Source organism: Agrobacterium genomosp. 2 str. CFBP 5494 (genome assembly GCF_900013495.1).
GTDB lineage: Bacteria > Pseudomonadota > Alphaproteobacteria > Rhizobiales > Rhizobiaceae > Agrobacterium > Agrobacterium pusense.
Map to the genome: position 1 here is coordinate 295,904 of NZ_LT009719.1, position 18,303 is coordinate 314,206.

General features: G+C 61.1%; 14 protein-coding genes and 1 pseudogene. 12 read left to right on the forward strand and 3 right to left on the reverse strand.

From position 1 onward, the window contains the following. Nucleotides 1-18: 18 nt before the first annotated feature. On the reverse strand, nt 19-924 hold the full coding sequence (locus AGR2A_RS16265) for a LysR family transcriptional regulator (protein ID WP_080823193.1): 906 nt from the start codon (nt 922-924) through the stop codon (nt 19-21). A 189-nt stretch (nt 925-1,113) separates the two neighbouring features. On the opposite strand from AGR2A_RS16265, the gene AGR2A_RS16270 reads away from it, so the two are divergent. Beyond that, nucleotides 1,114-2,169 carry an aldo/keto reductase gene (locus tag AGR2A_RS16270; protein WP_080823194.1) on the forward strand — a complete coding sequence of 352 codons (1,056 nt, stop codon included), beginning with the start codon at nt 1,114-1,116 and terminating at the stop codon, nt 2,167-2,169. Nucleotides 2,170-2,217: 48 nt separating this feature from the next. Here the strand turns inward: AGR2A_RS16270 and AGR2A_RS16275 are convergent, their stop codons facing one another. After that, entirely contained in the window at nt 2,218-3,168 is a 951-nt protein-coding gene (locus tag AGR2A_RS16275) for a bile acid:sodium symporter family protein (RefSeq protein ID WP_080823195.1), read from the reverse strand. Between the two features lie 167 nt (nt 3,169-3,335). Here AGR2A_RS16275 and AGR2A_RS16280 point away from each other — a divergent pair, with 167 nt between their 5' ends. The 5 genes and pseudogenes from AGR2A_RS16280 to AGR2A_RS16300 all read left to right on the forward strand — a co-directional run bounded on the left by AGR2A_RS16280 (nt 3,336) and on the right by AGR2A_RS16300 (nt 8,899). Continuing rightward, a complete protein-coding gene (locus AGR2A_RS16280) occupies nt 3,336-4,388 on the forward strand; it encodes a glycoside hydrolase family 88/105 protein (protein ID WP_080823196.1) in 1,053 nt (350 codons plus the stop codon). Nucleotides 4,389-4,393: 5 nt separating this feature from the next. Continuing rightward, nucleotides 4,394-5,746 carry a polygalacturonase PglB gene (pglB, locus tag AGR2A_RS16285; RefSeq protein ID WP_167378219.1) on the forward strand — a complete coding sequence of 451 codons (1,353 nt, stop codon included), beginning with the start codon at nt 4,394-4,396 and terminating at the stop codon, nt 5,744-5,746. Then, nucleotides 5,746-6,849, forward strand: coding sequence for an ABC transporter ATP-binding protein (locus tag AGR2A_RS16290; RefSeq protein ID WP_080823198.1), 1,104 nt, complete (start codon nt 5,746-5,748; stop codon nt 6,847-6,849). The genes pglB and AGR2A_RS16290 overlap by 1 nt, the downstream gene beginning before the upstream one ends. A gap of 52 nt (nt 6,850-6,901) precedes the next feature. Next, nucleotides 6,902-7,847, forward strand: a pseudogene (locus tag AGR2A_RS16295) (carbohydrate ABC transporter permease). A gap of 2 nt (nt 7,848-7,849) precedes the next feature. After that, nucleotides 7,850-8,899 (forward strand): carbohydrate ABC transporter permease, encoded by a 1,050-nt coding sequence (locus AGR2A_RS16300; RefSeq protein ID WP_022563731.1) that lies wholly within the window; start codon nt 7,850-7,852, stop codon nt 8,897-8,899. 92 nt (nt 8,900-8,991) lie between these two features. On the opposite strand, the gene AGR2A_RS16305 is transcribed toward AGR2A_RS16300, so the two are convergent. Beyond that, complete coding sequence (locus tag AGR2A_RS16305; protein ID WP_080823199.1) at nt 8,992-11,688, reverse strand: DNA translocase FtsK; 2,697 nt, start codon at nt 11,686-11,688, stop codon at nt 8,992-8,994. Nucleotides 11,689-12,063: 375 nt separating this feature from the next. Here AGR2A_RS16305 and AGR2A_RS16310 point away from each other — a divergent pair, with 375 nt between their 5' ends. From AGR2A_RS16310 to AGR2A_RS16335, 6 genes are read left to right on the forward strand one after another with little or no spacing between them, the layout of a single operon-like run. Beyond that, nucleotides 12,064-13,671 (forward strand): ABC transporter substrate-binding protein, encoded by a 1,608-nt coding sequence (locus AGR2A_RS16310; protein WP_080823200.1) that lies wholly within the window; start codon nt 12,064-12,066, stop codon nt 13,669-13,671. 9 nt (nt 13,672-13,680) lie between these two features. Beyond that, on the forward strand, nt 13,681-14,670 hold the full coding sequence (locus tag AGR2A_RS16315) for an ABC transporter permease (protein WP_080823201.1): 990 nt from the start codon (nt 13,681-13,683) through the stop codon (nt 14,668-14,670). Then, on the forward strand, nt 14,667-15,497 hold the full coding sequence (locus AGR2A_RS16320) for an ABC transporter permease (protein ID WP_080823202.1): 831 nt from the start codon (nt 14,667-14,669) through the stop codon (nt 15,495-15,497). The genes AGR2A_RS16315 and AGR2A_RS16320 overlap by 4 nt, the downstream gene beginning before the upstream one ends. Beyond that, on the forward strand, nt 15,494-16,294 hold the full coding sequence (locus AGR2A_RS16325; protein ID WP_080823203.1) for an ABC transporter ATP-binding protein: 801 nt from the start codon (nt 15,494-15,496) through the stop codon (nt 16,292-16,294). The genes AGR2A_RS16320 and AGR2A_RS16325 overlap by 4 nt, the downstream gene beginning before the upstream one ends. After that, a complete protein-coding gene (locus AGR2A_RS16330; protein ID WP_080823204.1) occupies nt 16,291-17,070 on the forward strand; it encodes an ABC transporter ATP-binding protein in 780 nt (259 codons plus the stop codon). The genes AGR2A_RS16325 and AGR2A_RS16330 overlap by 4 nt, the downstream gene beginning before the upstream one ends. A 9-nt stretch (nt 17,071-17,079) precedes the next feature. Beyond that, nucleotides 17,080-18,198 carry a pyridoxal-phosphate-dependent aminotransferase family protein gene (locus tag AGR2A_RS16335; protein ID WP_080823205.1) on the forward strand — a complete coding sequence of 373 codons (1,119 nt, stop codon included), beginning with the start codon at nt 17,080-17,082 and terminating at the stop codon, nt 18,196-18,198. The last annotated feature ends 105 nt before the right edge of the window (nt 18,199-18,303 follow it).

Genomic DNA, 18,303 nt, shown 5'->3' on the forward strand with positions numbered 1-18,303 from the left:
TTTGTGGTACGTGGAACGTCACTTCACCCGCCCATACTCGCCGAGAAAATCGAGCAGGGCCCGAATACGTGCCGGAAGCGGTCCCCGTTGGCCGACATAAACGGCATGAAACATCTCCGTTTCTCCCGTATCGAGATGATCGAGGACCGGTATGAGATGGCCGGCGGCGATATCCTCCCGCACGGTAAAAGCCGCAAGGCGAACCAGACCGACACCGGCAAGGGCAAGACGGCGAAGCCCTTCGCCATCGCTGACCTGCACGCGCCCCGTCGCGGGGATAACGACGGTCTTTCCGGCGTCCCGCAACGGCCATCCGTCGACTGACCGGGCATAACCGAATCCGAGCCGATTGTGATCTTCGAGATCGGTTATTGTCTGCGGCGTGCCATGACGCTCCAGATAATCCGGGGAGGCGGCGATGATCATTCTCGTCTCACCGAGCTTGCGAGCGACAAGCGTTGAGCTTTTTAATGGTCCCGCGCGCACCGCCACATCCGTGCGTTCCGCAAGCAGGTCGACCACCGCATCCGTCTGGACGATATCAAGCGTAATGCCTGGATGGAGCGCCAGAAACCGTGGCAAGATGGGTGCAAGAATATGCGCTGCATAGGATGCGCTGGTGTTGATCCGCACGCGGCCGAGAGGCCGTTCACCTTCCCCGGCGGCGCGTTCGGCCTCTTCAAGATCGGCGAGGATACGGGTGGCCCGCTCATAAAAGGCGCAGCCCTCGGGGGTAATCTGAAGCTGACGGGTGGAACGGTTGAGCAGGCGCGCACCAAGGCGGCTCTCCAGCCGCGCGATCAGCTTGCTCACGGCGGAAGGCGTCATATTAGCGGCAGCCGCTGCGCGGGAAAAACCACCAAGCTCAACGACCCGTACGAAGATCTCCATCTCCCCTGCCCGGTTGATCTCCAATCGCGCCATGATGACTTCATCTCACAAGTGATAATAGTTTCGGCATTCTATTTCATTGAAGAGGAGGCGTCTACCTTACGACAGCGATTGTAACACACCGCAGTCTTCACCCGTCGGATCACGAATGGACGGGCAGAAGGCCACGCCACGCCGCGACGCGCCGCCCACGACCATTTCGAAACAACAAAGGAAAGTCTCATGGAATATCGCCAGCTTGGCAAATCCGGTCTGAGGGTGCCGGTCTTGAGTTTCGGCACCGGAACCTTCGGCGGCTCCGGCCCGCTCTTCAGCAACTGGGGCAATTCAGATGCCGCAGAAGCCCGACGCCTGATCGATATCTGTCTGGAAGCAGGCGTCAACCTCTTCGATACCGCCGATGTCTATTCCAATGGCGCATCGGAGGAAGTGCTCGGCGAAGCCGTCAAGGGAAGGCGCGACAGAGTTTTGATCTCGACGAAGACCAGCCTGCCGATGGGCGACGGGCCGAACGAAGCCGGCTCGTCCCGTTTCCGGCTGCTGCGTGCGGTGGATGACGCCCTGCGCCGCCTTAAGACCGATTATATCGATATCCTTCAGCTCCACGCCTACGATGCCTTCACGCCGGTTGAGGAAGTGCTCTCGACGCTCGATACGCTCGTCCGGTCGGGCAAGGTGCGATATACCGGCGTCTCGAATTTTTCCGGCTGGCAGATCATGAAATCGCTGGCGGTCGCCGATCGATATCGCTGGCCGCGTTATGTCGTGAATCAGGTCTATTATTCGCTGATTGGCCGGGATTACGAGTGGGATCTGATGCCGCTCGGCGCGGATCAGGGTCTTGGCGCTATGGTCTGGAGCCCGCTTGGCTGGGGGCGGTTGACCGGAAAAATCCGCCGCGGCACGCCGCTGCCCGAAGGCAGCCGCCTGCATGAGACCGCCAGCTTCGGCCCGCCGGTGGATGATGAACATCTCTACCGCGTGATCGATGCGCTCGACGCTGTCGCACAAGAAACCGGCAGGACGGTGCCTCAGGTCGCCCTCAACTGGCTGCTCAGACGCCCGACTGTTTCGACGGTCATCATCGGCGCGCGCAACGAGGAACAGCTTCGCCACAATCTCGATGCCGTGGGATGGGAGCTGACATCCGCACAGCTAGCGACACTGGATAAAGCCAGCGAGACGACAGCGCCCTACCCGCATTTCCCGTATCAGCGCCAGGAAGGCTTTGCCCGACTTAATCCACCGGCCGTAGCACGTCAGACTATGCCGTTCTAAGGCAGGGTCAGGCCGCCTGAACGACGGGCGGCTAACAAATGCGGAGCTTCAGGCGGTTTTGTTGGCGGAGCCTGCGTCCACCCGGCCCGAAAACCAGTTTGCCAGGATTGCACCGGAAATATTGTGCCAGACGCTGAAAATGGCGCTCGGAACGGCAGCGAGAGGCGAAAAATAGGCCGTGGCAAGTGCTGCGCCAAGGCCCGAATTCTGCATGCCCACCTCGATCGCAATGGCCTTGCGCTTGGCAAGCGACAGGCCCGTTGCCTTTGCCGCGAGGTAACCGAGCAGATAGCCAAGGCCGTTGTGCAGAACCACGACGGCAAAAATCATCAGGCCGGACTGCGCGATGGACGCCTTCGATCCTCCCACCACCGCCGCGACGATGAGGACGATGCCAATGACGCTGACGAGTGGCAACGCCGGGACGGCGGTTTTGACAAGGCCGGGCAGCAGCTTTTGCAGGGCGGCACCCAGCGCCAGCGGAACCAGAACGACTTTTACGATGCTGAGGAACATCGCCCAACCGTCGACGGGCAGGAACTGGCTTGCGAACAGCCAGACGAGAAATGGCGTCACCAGCGGCGCCGCGAGCGTGGTGACCGAGGTGCAGGCGACCGATAGCGCGACATCGCCCTTGGAGAGATAAGTCATGACGTTGGAGGACGTGCCGCCCGGGCAGCAGCCAACCAGAATGACGCCAGCCGCAACTTCTGGGGGCATGGGAATGATAAGCGTCAGCAGCACGGCCAGAAGCGGCATGATGAGAAACTGGCCGAGCACGCCGATCGTCACATCGAACGGCCTTTTCACGACCTCCCTAAAGTCATCGACCGAAAGTGTGAGACCCATGCCGAACATGATGATTGACAGAAGCGTGACGATCCACGGCGCGATCTGCTTGAACGTATCCGGAAAGAAAAAGCCGAGGACGGCGAACAGAATGACCCAGATGGCAAAAGTCTTGCCCACGAAAGCCGAAACGGCTGCCAGCGTTTTCATGTCTAAACTCCCATAAAGAACACCGCAGCCCGTCTATCCTCCAAGGAGTTCGTGTCAAGGCCAAACCAGCCGGAGTCGTACCCCTCCTGAAACTCACGGCTGCCCCACAGCTGTCTCGCGAAAATCCGGATTAGCGCGGTGCGAGAAACCTGTGACCCGCCGCGCAGATGATCGATGGCACCGCCGCCTTCAGCCGCCTCAAAGGCATTCAAGAAGGTCTGGTCAGCGGCAGTTCCGATGGCAAGATCCAGTTCGATGAATGGGATTGGGAAGTGGGTGTTGGCCTTTATGGTTTCCTGCGCCGGGCACTCGCGGCCAACGACCAGAAGGCACTGGACGACCTCGTGACATGGTACGGCTGGCAGATCGACCGTGGCCTGCCGCCGCGCCAGATCAACAGTTCCGCGCCGATGCTGCCCCTCGTCATCCTGACAGAACATGTCGACCGGCCGGATTTCCGCGCGTTGGTGGAAGACTGGGCCGGCTGGCTGGTGCATAAATTGCCAAAAACCGAGGATGGCGGTTTTCAGCACGTCGTGAAGGAACGGCTGAATGAGGGGGAGCTCTGGGACGACACGCTGTTTATGGCCTGTCTGTTCCTCGCCCGCGCCGGCGTTGTCTGCAAACGGCAGGACTGGATCGACGAGGCCGTCTACCAGTTCATGATCCATGCGCGCTATCTCTCCGACCCCGTCACCGGGCTCTGGTATCACGGCTGGACCTTCAACGGCCGCCACAATTTCGCGGACGCTTTCTGGGCGCGCGGCAATTCATGGATCACCGTCGCCATTCCCGAGCTTTTCGAACTGGTACCGACACTCTCTGGAAAGGACAAACGCTTCCTCGCCAATGTGCTTTCGAGCCAGGTGCGGTCGCTGAGAACATATCAACGTGAAGACGGCATGTTTCATACGCTGCTCGATGACCCGACCTCGCCGGTCGAGACATCGGCAACGGCCGGCATCGCCTATGGCATTCTGCGCGGCATCGAGGCCGGCATTCTCGGCGACGAGAACCGTCCGCATGCGGAACGTGCGCTGAAGGCGGTGCTCGGCAATATCGATGAGGAAGGCGTCGTTCACGGCGTCTCCGACGGCACGCCAATGGGCCACGATCTCGATTTCTACCGCCGCATCCCCAACCTGCCCACGCCCTACGGGCAGGCACTGACGATGCTGCTTCTGATCGACGTTTTTCTGAAAAGGCCAAAGGCATCGTGAGCATCATGAACATCAATCAGGACATCACAGTTGCGGCCAGTGGCCTCGATGCCACGGCGACCATCCAGCAGGCTATCGATGCCGTGTCATCAGCGGGCGGCGGCCGCGTTTCTCTCTCGGCCGGACGACATGTCAGCGCCGGTCTCCAGCTCAAAAGCGGCGTGGAACTGCACCTTGCACCAGACGCGGTACTCGCCCCCGTTTCCGATTACGAGGCTTACGCCCTAACCCGCGTTTCGGTGATTGCCGGAGACTCTGATCGCGGCATGATCATTGCAAGAGGCGCAAGCAACATCGCCGTCACGGGTCCGGGCCGTATCGAGGCCGGCGGTGAAAACTTCATCATTGGCGATGACACGGCCATGGGAACCTATATCCCGGCGAAAAAGCGCCCGCGCGTGATGGTGCTGGAAGCCTGCCGTAATGTGCGCCTCGAAAACCTGCACGTCAGTGGCTCCCCCATGTGGACGCTGCATATGGTCAATTGCGAGGACCTTCATTTCCGCAATCTGCGCATCGAAAACGACCGCCGCCTGCCCAATACGGATGGCATCGTGCTGGATGCCTGCCGCCGCGCGCTGATCGAGGATTGCTTCATCTCGACTGCGGATGACGGCATCTGCCTCAAGACCAGTGCCGGGCCGGATGGCAAGGCAGTGGGCGTGTGCGCCAATATCGCGGTTCGCCGCTGCACCGTTTCCAGCATGAGCTGCGCGCTGAAGCTCGGCACCGAATCCTTCGGCGATTTCACTAATGTGGTGTTCGAAGACTGCAAGGTGGTGCAGGCAAATCGCGGCATGGGTCTTTTCTCCCGTGATGGCGGCGCCATGCGCAACATCCGCTTTTCACGCATCGAGGCCGAGTGCCATGAAACGCCGGGTGGTTTCTGGGGTTCTGGCGAAGCTGTCACCGTCACTGTCGTTGACCGCCGCCCCGAACGGCAGGCAGGCAGGGTGGACAATCTTGTTATCGAAGATTTGAGCGGTTCGATGGAGGGAGCGATCAACCTCGTCTCCACCTCGGCAGCCGGCATTCACAATGTCAGGCTTGCGCGCATCACGCTGGCGCAGGAGCCCGGCAAGCTCGGCACCGGCCTGCAATATGACCTGCGTCCCACCAATGCCGATATAGCGCCAAGCGCCGATGCGGCCGGCCGCGCCAATGCCTGGACCCAGGACGCACATGGCCGGATCGTCGGTATGGAGGATTATCCGGGCGGCATGCCCGCGATCTATCTTGAGGGCGTTCACGGTTTTTCGGCTGACGATGTCGCCATCAAAAGAGCAATGCCCTTGCCCGAGGGTTGGAACGACCACGAGATCGTCGCGACGGCGAGCTCGGTTGAAGGGAGCAGGTGATGGGAAGTCTGAAACTCGAAAACCTCAACAAGGCGTTCGGCGCCGTTCACGTCCTGCATGATATCGATCTCCAGATCGAAAACGGCGAATTCGTCGTTTTCGTCGGCCCGTCGGGCTGCGGAAAATCGACGCTGCTGCGCATCATCGCCGGTCTTGAGGACGTCACATCAGGCAGCATCGCCATCGGAAATCGCGATGTCAGCGCACTGTCGCCGGCAGAACGCAAGATCGCCATGGTCTTCCAGTCCTACGCGCTTTATCCGCATATGAGCGTGCGCAAGAACCTCGCCTTCGGCCTGGAAAACCTGCGCTTCAAGCGGTCGGAAATCGAAAACCGCATCAACGAGGCGGCGCGTATGCTCGCCATCGAACCCTATCTCGACCGCAAGCCGAAACAGCTTTCCGGCGGCCAGCGCCAGCGCGTCGCCATCGGCCGTGCCATCGTGCGCGAGCCTGACATCTTCCTCTTCGACGAGCCGCTATCGAACCTCAATGCCGCACTGCGCGTGCAGACACGCGCCGAAATCACCCGGCTGCATCGTGATATCAAGACGACGATGATCTATGTCACCCACGATCAGGTGGAAGCCATGACCATGGCCGACAAGATCGTGGTGCTGCGCGCCGGGCGCATCGAACAGGTGGGCAGCCCGCTCGAGCTTTTCGACAATCCGCGCAACCTCTTCGTTGCCGGTTTCCTCGGTTCGCCGCGCATGAACATGCTGAAAGGCACCATCATCAAGCGCGACGACGGCACCATTTCCATCGATGCCGGCTATGGCGTGTCGCTCCCCTGCCTCGTCGATCCGGCAACCGTCAGCCCCGGACAGGCGGTTCTGGCGGGCATCCGACCCTCGCATTTCACCATCGCGGATGCCGGCCTGCCCTTCGAGGTGCAATACCACGAAAGCCTCGGCACCGAGACCTATCTCTACGGCAATATCAAGGGTGAGAAGGACCAGATCATCGTGCATCAGGCCGGCCATTTCGCGCCCGCCTCCGGCGCGATGCTCAAAATCATGCCGGCACGTGAGAAGGTCCATGTCTTCGATCCCGCCACCGAACTGGCGCTGCCGCGCCTTGCGGGCGAAGGGAGGGGGTAGCATGGCCAATCCGACGCTTGCGAGACTGTCCGACCGTGCGCTCGACGCCGTGATGGCGATTGCCGAAGTGCCGCTCAACTTCATCGAGCGGCTGATCGGCAAAAGGCGCATGCCCTATATCTTCCTGATGCCGAACCTCGTTCTTTTTGGCATCTTCACCTTCCTGCCGATTGCGATTGCGGTCGGTTATGCCTTCACCGGCGGCACCGAACTTTTGATCACCGACCGCCCCTTTTGTCGGTTTGGAGAATTTCGGCGAGCTGCTGGATTGCCAGAGCTATATGGACCCGGGAAGCTGCCGGGAATCGCTGTTCTGGACGGCAATCTGGAACACGCTTTGGTTTGTCGGTTTCAATGTCATCGCCACGTTGCTGGTCGCGCTCATAACCGCCCTCATCCTCAACAGGGCGATAGCCGCGCGCGGTTTCTTCCGCGCCATGTTCTTTTATCCCGTCCTGCTGTCGCCCGTCGTCATCGGCCTCATCTGGAAATGGTTTCTGGACCGCAACGGCCTGCTCAACGCCTTCTTCCAGATGCTGGGCGTGCCGCCGGAAATCTTCCTGCTGGATGTCGGCTGGTCGCGCTTTTTCGTAGTGGTCGTTTCGGTCTGGTTCCACATGGGCTTTTATACGCTGATCCTGCTCGCCGGACTTCAGGCCATCCCGAAGGATCTCTACGAAGCCGCCGCCATCGATGCCGCCTCGCCCCGGCGCACGCTTTTGCGTATCACCCTGCCGCTTCTCGGCCCCAACCTGCTCGTCGTGCTCATCCTGTTGATGATCCGCTCCGTGCAGATATTTGATGAAGCCTGGGTTTTGACGAATGGCGGCGGGCCAGGCACGGCCAATACATTCGTGGTGCAATATATCTACCAGATGGCCTTCGGCAGCGATCTCAGGCTGTTTGGCCTTGCCTCCGCCGCGTCGGTTCTGATGGGCCTTGTGCTTCTCGCACTGACGCTCGTGCAGCTGCGCCTTGGCAAAAAGATGGAGTCCTGACCATGTCCAATGCCGTCTCTTTCCTCACGCGCACCCGCCGTCCCGGCCGGATCGGCCTCACCGATATCCTCTCCTGGGTCTGGCTCATCGGCGGCACACTCGCTGTCCTCATCCCGGTTGTCTGGGCCGCAATGTCATCGCTGAAACCGGAAGCCGAGATCACGAGGTTTCCGCCAAGCCTCCTGCCGCGCGCTGCCGTGCAAGTGGAGGTTCAGGGCTACGACAGGCCGCTCAGCCTGTGGAAGGCCACCATCGACGGCGCAGAGCGTGAGATGGCCATGGTCCGCCGCATCGGCCTCAAAGCCCAGATGGTGGACCCAGCCAATCCGGGCCCGCCAATCAGTGTCGACACACGGGAAATAACGCCGGTTCAGAAGCTGACCATCGCGACGGAGAACTTCACCGATCCCCTGACACAGTTCAGCTTCCTGACCTTCCTCAAGAACTCGGTCTTCGTCACCGTCGTCGCAACGGTCCTGACGCTGATCGTCAACGCCATGGCAGCCTTTGCGCTCTCCAAATACCGTTTCCGCGGCGAAAAGGCGATCTTCGTGCTGATCATCTCCACCCTGATGATCCCGCTCACCGTCGTGATGGTGCCGGCCTATCTCGTCATCGTCGGTGTCGGTCTCGTCGATAATCTCTGGGGCGTCATCATTCCCACCGTCGCAACGCCGACAGGCGTCTTTCTGCTCCGGCAATATATGCTGACCATCCCCGACGAACTGATCGAGGCGGCGCGCGTCGATGCCGCCAGCGAATTCCGCATCTTCTGGCGCATCATCCTGCCGCTGACGGCCCCGGCGCTCGCGGTTCTCGCCATATTCTCGGTTTTGTGGCGCTGGAACGACTTCCTCTGGCCGCTAATCGTTCTCAGCAGCCGTGAGAATTTCACGCTGCAGGTAGGGTTGAACGCCTTTCAGGGCGAGTTCTCTGTGCAATGGCACTATATCCTCGCCATGACCTTCCTCAGCCTGGCACCCGTCACGGTCGTGTTCCTGTTCCTGCAGCGCTACATCACGACAGGCATCGCCGGAACGGGAATGAAATAGCGGCTTCGCCGACATTCGCAACGAACGCCACACAAAGAAAAAGGGAGATGTTGTTTGCAACATCTCCCTTCGTTCATTTGGTGACGCGATGATCAGTCGTCGGAGCCCATCGCATCGTAAGAGTCGCGCTCGCCGGCGATGATGGCGCGCTTGCCGACATGGTTGGCAGGTCCGACAATGCCTTCCTGCTCCATTCGCTCCACCAGCGAGGCGGCGCGGTTATAGCCCACCGAAAGGCGGCGCTGGATATAGGAGGTCGAGCACTTCTTGTCGCGCATCACGATTTTGACGGCCTTTTCATAGAGGTCATCGCTGTCGTCGTCGCCCATCGAGGTCTTGTCGAAGACAGCCGTATCCTCTTCCGCCTCTTCTTCCGCTTCCTCGGCATCTTCCGTGACCGTGCCCAGATATTCCGGACGACCCTGCGTCTTCAGATGCGCCACGACCTTTTCAACTTCCTCGTCGGACACGAAGGGGCCGTGAACACGGGCGATGCGGCCACCGCCCATCATGTGCAGCATGTCGCCCTGGCCGAGCAGATGCTCCGCCCCCTGCTCACCAAGGATCGTGCGGCTGTCGATCTTCGAGGTGACCTGGAATGAGATGCGGGTGGGGAAATTGGCCTTGATAGTGCCCGTGATGACATCGACCGAGGGACGCTGGGTTGCCATGATGAGATGGATGCCGGCGGCGCGCGCCATCTGCGCCAGACGCTGGATCGCACCTTCGATCTCCTTGCCGGCGACCATCATCAGGTCGGCCATTTCATCGACGATGACAACGATATAAGGCATCGCCGTCAGGTCCATTTCCTCCTGCTCATAGACCGCTTCGCCAGTGGCGCGATCGAAGCCTGTCTGCACATTGCAGAACACCGTCTCGCCCTTGGCACGGGCAGCAGCGGCCCTTGCATTGTAACCATCAATATTGCGCACGCCGAGACGCGACATCTTGCGGTAGCGGTCTTCCATTTCACGCACCGCCCACTTCAACGCCATCACCGCCTTTTTCGGATCGGTGACGACAGGCGTCAGGAGATGCGGAATACCGTCATAGACCGAGAGCTCGAGCATCTTCGGGTCGACCATGATCAGGCGGCATTCTTCCGGCTTCAGGCGGTAGAGCAGCGACAGAATCATGGTGTTGATGGCGACGGACTTGCCCGAACCGGTGGTACCGGCCACCAGAAGGTGCGGCATCTTCGCAAGTTCGGCGATAACCGGTTCGCCGCCGATGGTCTTGCCGAGGCAAAGGGCAAGCTTCTGGCGTGTCTCGGCGTAATCCTGCGCCTCGATCAGTTCGCGCAGGTAAACCGTCTCGCGCACCGGGTTCGGCAGCTCGATGCCGATGACATTGCGGCCGGGCACGACCGCAACGCGAGCCGAGAGCGCCGACATGGAGCGCGCAATATCGTCAGAGAGACCGATGACACGCGAGGACTTGACGCCAGGGGCGGGCTCGAATTCATAGAGCGTGACGACAGGACCAGGACGGACATCGATGATCTCACCCTTGATGCCGAAATCCTCGAGCACGCTTTCGAGTAGACCGGCGCTCTGTTCCAGGGCTTCCGGTGTCATGGTCGTGGTCTGCTGGACGCGGGCTTCCTGCAGGAGGTCAATCGAAGGATATTCATATTCCCCATCGGCGAAGACAGGTGCTTCACGGAACATGGGCTGAGAGGACTGGATAGGCGCTCGCGGCGTAAAACGCGGCTCGGCAACGATCCTTTCCGCCGGCTGAATCTGCTCTGTAAGCTGCGGCGCGACAACCATGCCAGCTTCCACTATCGGCTGCGACGCGAACTCCTGTTCGGCAGCCACGCCGGCGGCTGGAATGAATGCCTGCCGCACGCCAATTTCCCGATAAAGCCGGATGGCGGAGCCGCCGGGTACGGTGACGACAGGTGGCTCGGCCGAAAGGATAACCGGGGCGGCTGCGGGGGAGACGGGAGCGACAGCCACTGCGGATGAAGGCGCTGTCAGAACGGTGTTTACAGGCGCCGGAGCTGCGGGCGCCGAAACGGAAAATACGCTCCGCACCTGGGCGGTAAGAGCTTCAGCCGCATCGCCGGGCAGATCAAGCGTCATCACTTCCCAGAACAGCTCATCCGGCAGATGGGCGGCAAAGACGGGAATGGAAGTCTGCGTCTCAGCTTCCGGCTGCGCGGCAGGTTGCGGCTCAAACGTCTGCGGCGCTGCGGGTTCCGCATCGGGCGCGGCAGACGTCGATGAAGATGGATCCCGCACGGCTGCGGCAGCCTCTTCCGCCTGTTTACGGGCAAGCTCCAGCCGCAATTTGTAAGTCAAGGCGCGAGCACCGCGGGCGTCGGGCGGCTGCGGCAGAAACGGCATGCGCGGCGGCGCCATGCGTTGCTCGGCCGGCTTCTCGGCGGGCTGGGGTGCCGGCGCATCCTGGCGAACCGCCGTCTCGGGCTCTGCGGCAGCCGGTACGGAGGCAGCGGGCGCCTCCTCTTCCGGGATATTCGGCGTCTCCACCGGCATACGCCGGTTAAAGACGCTCTCCGGCGTGCGGGTAAAGCGGACATTCGGGCCAAGCACGAAGGCATTCTGCCAGCCGGGCATCTCGGCACGGCCTTCGATGGCATCGGCTGCGATCACGTCAGCATTCTGCCGCGGCGCTGCACCTGCAGCCGTCACGATCGTCCGCTGCCCCGCAGGCGTCTGGACACCGGCATGACGGGCGTTTTCGCTCCCCTCCCCTACGCTATTGGACGAATTCTGAAATCTGGATCGGGAGAAGCTCATGGCAGCGTGCACACTCATCATAAACGTACATATTTCGGTCTCTTTGAAATAAAAAATAAAGGTTAATTACCCCTTTCCAAACGGGGTCGTACCGACGGATTTTCAACCGCTCCACAGGTTCGCAGCGCCATCCGCTGCCTCGCAAAACACATATCAAACGCTTGGTTTCATTCGGTAATGTCGAGTTTTCCGCCGTGAATTCGCCGCTGATGGCGAACTGGAGAAACGAATTTTCCGAGACGGGGCATATTGTTTCCGCAAAGCTCTCCGCAACGTAAAATCATTGCTGTAAAGGGCGCGAATTAACGTGGACACTGCCGAGGTTGCAGCCTTAAGATCGGCGCGCCGCGGGCCAAGCGGAAAAGCCCGCCTCGCCCTCATTCCGGAGTGAAATTCATGTCGCCTGTCCAGCTTTCCCGCCGCTCGCTTCTCAAGACCTCGCTCGCGCTGGCCGCAACCACGGGATTGGCGGGAATTACCGTCGCACAGGAGAAATCCGGCGGGCGACTGATCGTCGCGGCCGATTCGGAACCGAAAAACCTTAACCCGGCCATTGTTGCCTCCAACGGCGTGTTTTACATCGCCAGCAAGATCGTCGAGCCCCTGGCCGAGGCCTCCTTTAACGGCACCGACGGGCTGGAGCCGCGACTTGCGACGGAATGGCAGGGAGCCGATGACGGGCTCAGCGCCACCTTCAAGCTGCGCGAGGGTGTGACATGGCATGACGGCAAGCCATTCACCTCGGCGGACGTTGCGTTTTCGGCGCTTTCCGTCTGGAAACCGCTGCAAAATCTCGGGCGGCTGGTCTTTGCCAATCTCCAGACGGTGGAAACGCCTGATGACCACACGGCGATTTTCCGCTTTTCCAAACCCACGCCGTTCCAGCTCATCCGCAATGCGCTGCCGGTGGTTACCAGCGTCGTGCCGAAACACCTCTATGAGGGTACCGACATCGCCACAAATCCGGCCAATACCAAACCGGTGGGCACCGGGCCTTTTGTCTTTTCCGAATATAAACCCGGCGAATATTACCGCCTGACGCGGAACCCGAACTATTGGGGCAAGGGTCGGCCGCAGCTCGAGGAAATCATCTATCGCGTCCTTCCCGACCGGGCCGGCGCGGCCTCTGCGCTGGAGGCTGAAGAAATCCAGCTTGCCGCGTTTTCAGCCGTGCCGCTCGCCGATCTTGCCCGCATCGCCAAGGAGCCCGGCATAAAGGTTATTGCGGATGGCTATGAGGCACTGACCTATCAGCTGGTGGTGGAAATCAACCATCGCCGCAAGGAACTGGCGGATCTCAAGGTCAGAAAGGCGATCGCGCACGCCATCGACAGGAAATTCGTCATCGATAAGGTCTTTCTCGGTTACGCCACTGCATCGACCGGCCCCGTACCGAAGAATGCGCCGGAATTTTACACGAATGACGTTGAGACCTATGATTTCGACGTCGCCAGGGCCAACGCTCTCCTGGATGAGGCGGGTTATCCGCGTGGCGCGAATGGAACACGTTTTTCGCTGAAGCTTCTGCCCGCGCCCTACTTCAATGAGACCCGCCAGTTCGGTTCTTATCTGCGGCAGGCGCTTCAGGAAATCGGGATTGATGCAGAACTGGTGAACAATGACGCCGCGGCGCACCAGAAGGCCGTTTACACCGACCACGCCTTCGATCTTGCCATCGCGCCGCCGGTGTTCCGCGGTGATCCTGCAATATCGACCACGATTCTCGTCCGCTCCGGGATTCCCGCCGGCGTCGGCTTCTCCAATCAGGGCGGCTACGAGAACAAGACGCTGGACGAATTGATCGACAAGGCGGCGATAACGGTGGATGCCGCCGCGCGCACGGCGCTTTACAAGGACTTCCAGAAACAGGTCGCGGCCGATCTGCCGCTGATCAACGTCGCCGAGTGGGGTTTCATCACTGTGGCGCGCGATACGGTCAAACATGTCGCCAGTAATCCTCGGTGGGCGGTGTCCAACTGGGCGGATACGGCGGTGGATACGTGAGGCAACGCCGTGAGACGTGCGGCGAAATTGCTGCGGCGAAGGGCATTCACCGCCATTCCGGTGCTGCTGATCGTGCTCGTCTTCACCTTCCTGCTGCTTGAAAACGCATCGGGTGACGCGGTCGACGCCTATCTCGTTTCCATAGGCGGCGGCGATGCCGGGCTGCGCGATGCGCTGCGCGAACAATATGGTCTGAACGGCTCCGTGCTGGCCCGTTTCTGGCTCTATGCGAGTTCGGTGCTGCGGCTTGATCTCGGCTGGTCGCTTGCCTTTGACCGGCCTGTGCTGGGGCTGATCCTGGAAAGGCTGCCGAACACGCTTCTTCTGATGGGCAGTGCGACAACGCTCGCCTTCATCCTCGGCACAGCACTCGGCATCGTGGCGGGCGCGCGTCCGGGCGGGGCGACAGACCGCGCACTTTCCACACTCTCACTCGCGCTTTACGCCACGCCCGGCTTCTGGCTCGGGCTCGTGCTCGCCATCGTCTTTGCGGTGAAATTCAGATGGCTGCCTACCTCCGGCATCGAGACCATCGCTTCGGGCAAGCACGGCATGGCGAGGGCGGTTGATATCGGCCGCCATCTCGTGCTGCCGGTCGCCAGTCTTGGGCTGATCTATCTTGCGCTTTTCCTGCGCGTGATGCGCACCGCCATGGCGGCGATCTGGCCATTGGATTTCGTGCTCTTTGCCCAGTCCAAGGGGCTTTCAAAACGACGGATCGTGCTACGCCACGTCGCCCGCAATGCCGCCCTGCCGCTTGTCACCGTGCTTGGCCTGCAGGCGGCCACCATGCTGGGCGGCAGCGTGGTCATCGAAAGCGTTTTTGCCATTCCCGGTTTTGGCCGGCTGGCGCAGGAGGCCGTCACTGGCCGAGACGCCCCGTTATTGATGGGCATTATCCTGACGAGCGCGGTTTTTGTCATCCTCGTCAACCTCTCCGTCGACATTGTCCATTCCGCGCTCGATCCGCGCATTGACAGCGGGGAACAAGGCGCATGAATTTCGCTTTCCGGCTCCTGCGCAGTTTCGAAGGCATGACGGGAACCGTCATACTGGTGCTGCTTTCCCTGACGGCGCTTGCCGCACCCGCCGTCTTTCCAGGTGACCCGCTGGCCATCGTTGGCGAACCGCTGATTACGCCTTTTACGGATGCGGCCCTACCGCTCGGCACCGATCGGCTGGGCCGCAACGTGCTGGCCGAGCTCGCCCATGGTGCGCAGGCCTCCCTGCTCGTCGGCATAGGCGCCGCCGCAGCCGCGCTGATTATCGGCACCGTCATCGGCACCATTGCCGGATTTGCCGGCGGCGTTGTGGACGAAGCATTGATGCGCGTCACCGACGCCTTCCAGATCGTCCCGAACTTCCTGCTAGCGCTCGCCTTCGTCAGTACAATCGGGCCCTCCATGCCGATTGTCATACTCGCCATTGCGCTTGGCGCATGGGCGGATCCGGCGCGGTTGATGCGGGCGCAGGTCTTGAGCATCCGCGAGCGCGATTATGTTCAGTCCGCCCGCGCCATCGGCATGCACCCGCTTGAGATCGCATTCAGGCAGATCCTGCCAAATGCCCTGCCGCCGGTCATGGCGCTTGCCGCCATCATCGTCGCCGCAGCCATTTTGACCGAAGCCGCCCTATCCTTCCTCGGGCTCGGCGATCCCAATATCGTTACCTGGGGTTCGATGATCGCAGAAGGACGCAATGTCCTTCGCTCGGCCGCGTTTCTGTCGGTCATTCCCGGCATTGGCCTTCTGGTTACGGTTCTCGGCGTTTATCTTCTTGGTGAAGGCATCAACAAAGCGATGGCGACAGGGAGGCGAGCGCCATGAGCGGAAATGCACTGTGCCGGATCGACGACCTCAGCGTTTGGTATGCGGCAAGTGATGCGCCGGCGTTGCAGAATGTCTCGCTGACGATCCGGCAAGGCCAGAGGCTGGCGATCATCGGCGAAAGCGGCTCGGGGAAATCGACGCTCGGCAAGGCGATTGCGGGGCTTCTTCCCGGACATGCGAAGGTTTCCGGTGATATTTCGTGGAGCCGCGACAGCCTGTTCCACGGCAGGCCGCTGCCAGGGCGGGATATCGGCACGATCTTTCAGGATACAGGCGCAACGCTGAATCCGGTTCTCGCCATCGGTGAACAGTTGGCGGAAGGGGCTGTCCGGCATCTAGGCCTCTCATGGCGGCAAGCGCGCGATCTTGCCCGCGATCTTCTGGAGCGGGTTCGGCTGCCGCACCCTTCCCACCTTATCCGGGCCTATCCGCACCAGCTCTCCGGCGGCCAGAGGCAACGCGTGACGATTGCCGCCGCCATTGCAGCCAGTCCTTCAATCCTGATTGCCGATGAAGCCACGAGCGCGCTCGATACGGTTAGCCAGGCCGCCATCGCCACGCTGCTCGACGATCTGGTGCGGCAGGAAAACAAGACGCTGGTCTTCATCACCCATGATATCGGCCTTGCATCCAGCCTTGCCGACGAGATTGCCGTTCTGCGCGCGGGATTGCTGGTGGAACATGGCCCGACGAGGCGGGTGCTGTCCGCACCCGTCCATGACTATACGCGTGCGCTGCTTGCCGATTACCTCGATCTGTCCACGCCGCCGCTGGTCAGCGAGGCCGCGTCATGAACGATGCCCTGCTCACCGTCGACGGCTTGTCCAAGACCTACCGCACCGGAGCAAGAAGGGTGGCGGCGCTCTCCGACATCTCTTTTTCGCTTCGGCCCGGTGAGACGCTCGGACTTGCCGGTCCCTCCGGCTGCGGAAAATCCACGCTTGCGCGCATTCTCATGCGATTGATCCCGGCCGACGAAGGCACGATCCTTTTCAGAGGCCACAATTGGCTGACACTGGACGGCGGCAAGCTTCGCGCCGCCCGCCAGCACATGCAGATGGTGTTTCAGGATACGCATGGCGCTTTCAATCCACACGCCAGCGTCGAAGATGCCATCGGCGAACCGTTGCGCATTCATCGCACGGTCGCAAGACGCGAGCGTGCGGCGGAAGTCCGCCGCCTTCTCAACCGCGTTGGCCTTCCCGCCAGCTATGCCGGCCGCTCGGTCTTCGAGCTTTCCGGCGGCCAAAGGCAGCGCGTCGCGATCGCACGGGCGATTGCGCTCAAGCCGTCGCTTCTCATCCTGGACGAAGCCGTCTCCGCGCTCGATGTTTCGGTTCGCCGGCAAATCCTTGAACTGCTGGTGGAAATACAGCGCGAGACGGCTGTTTCCTGTATTTTCGTCTCCCATGATCTCGCGGTCATTCGCGCCGTCTGCCACCGCGTCGCCATCATGGAAGCAGGAAGGATCGTTGAAATCGGCCGGACAGGAAATATCGTCTCGGCGCCGCAATCCTCGACCGCCAGAACCCTGATCGACGCCGCACCGCGCCTGACCATCACCACGTAAGGAAAAGACATGCACGCTCCGGATTATGCATTGCTACTCGACCCACCCGCTTTTCCTGCCGAGCGTTATGCTGCCCTTGCCGACCGGCTGGCCGCGCTGATGAGCACAAGCAACGACGTGCTGCTGATACAGGCGGAAGCCGTGCTGGCGCTCGAAGCCGCAGCCACCAGCCTTGCGCGACCAGGCCTGAAAGCGCTCAACATTGTCACCAGCCCTTATGGTACGTGGTTTGGCGGCTGGCTGGAAAAGGGCGGCGCGACCGTGCGCAATCTGACCGCCAGCCCGGCAAGGCCAGTCACCCTGGAGGAAGTGGAACGGGCGCTGGACGAAGGGCCGGATTTCGACCTTCTCGCCATCGTCCACGCGGAATCGGCAAGCGGCATCCTCAACCCCCTGCCCGCCATCGCCGCGCTCGCCCGGGAACGGGGCATCGTGACCCTTGTGGATGCCGTCGCGTCCATTGGCGGACATGCTTTCAACGTCGACCGTTTAGGTATCGATATCGCCGTCATCGGCCCGCAAAAGGCGCTGGCCGGCCCGGCCGGCATTTCCGCCATTTCCGTCAGCGAAAGGGCCTGGACGCTTCTTTCGCATGACGGCGCTCCTGACAACTCCATGCTCTCGCTTATGGACCAGAAAAAACTCTGGCTCGATACCGGCCGCGGCGCACTGCCCGGAACGCCCGCCCCGCTGGAATTTTACGCGCTGGAGGCCGCCCTCGACAGGATCGAGTCAGAAGGGCTGGCATCCGCCAATCGACGCCACAAAACGGCGGCGGCGGCTACCCGAAACGGCCTCAGGGCGCTTGGCATTCCAACCTGGGTGGAAGAGGCGCACGCTTCCGCCCTCGTTTCCACGGCGATCCTGCCGGATACCCTCGAAGCCAGGGCATTCCTCGCGGCTGTGTCCCAGAAGCAAGGCGCGGACATTTCCGGTGGCGTCGGCCCCGGCGCGGAACGGTTGATCAGGCTTAATCACACCGGTCGGAGAGCGCATCGGGATGCAGTGAAAGCCAATATCCTGGCCTTCTCCGGCGCCCTGAAAAGCCTCGGCCACGCTGCAAATACCGATTTCGCGCTGGAAGCCGCAGAAAAAACCTATTCAGACGCACCTGCGGATGGCGCTTGACGGTGTCGAAGAACATTCATTGCGCAAAATCCGCTCGCGATGGAACGCCGCTCACGACATTGTTGTTAAAAATGGTAGACAAATTCCTCCGCCAATCTTGACGAA

Coding starts and splice junctions, on each gene's coding strand:
- AGR2A_RS16265 (WP_080823193.1), bottom strand. CDS start 924: ATGGCGCGATTGGAGATCAACCGGGCAGGGGAGATGGAGATCTTCGTA.
- AGR2A_RS16270 (WP_080823194.1), top strand. CDS start 1,114: ATGGAATATCGCCAGCTTGGCAAATCCGGTCTGAGGGTGCCGGTCTTG.
- AGR2A_RS16275 (WP_080823195.1), bottom strand. CDS start 3,168: ATGAAAACGCTGGCAGCCGTTTCGGCTTTCGTGGGCAAGACTTTTGCC.
- AGR2A_RS16280 (WP_080823196.1), top strand. CDS start 3,336: ATGATCGATGGCACCGCCGCCTTCAGCCGCCTCAAAGGCATTCAAGAA.
- pglB (WP_167378219.1), top strand. CDS start 4,394: ATGAACATCAATCAGGACATCACAGTTGCGGCCAGTGGCCTCGATGCC.
- AGR2A_RS16290 (WP_080823198.1), top strand. CDS start 5,746: ATGGGAAGTCTGAAACTCGAAAACCTCAACAAGGCGTTCGGCGCCGTT.
- AGR2A_RS16300 (WP_022563731.1), top strand. CDS start 7,850: ATGTCCAATGCCGTCTCTTTCCTCACGCGCACCCGCCGTCCCGGCCGG.
- AGR2A_RS16305 (WP_080823199.1), bottom strand. CDS start 11,688: ATGATGAGTGTGCACGCTGCCATGAGCTTCTCCCGATCCAGATTTCAG.
- AGR2A_RS16310 (WP_080823200.1), top strand. CDS start 12,064: ATGTCGCCTGTCCAGCTTTCCCGCCGCTCGCTTCTCAAGACCTCGCTC.
- AGR2A_RS16320 (WP_080823202.1), top strand. CDS start 14,667: ATGAATTTCGCTTTCCGGCTCCTGCGCAGTTTCGAAGGCATGACGGGA.
- AGR2A_RS16325 (WP_080823203.1), top strand. CDS start 15,494: ATGAGCGGAAATGCACTGTGCCGGATCGACGACCTCAGCGTTTGGTAT.
- AGR2A_RS16330 (WP_080823204.1), top strand. CDS start 16,291: ATGAACGATGCCCTGCTCACCGTCGACGGCTTGTCCAAGACCTACCGC.
- AGR2A_RS16335 (WP_080823205.1), top strand. CDS start 17,080: ATGCACGCTCCGGATTATGCATTGCTACTCGACCCACCCGCTTTTCCT.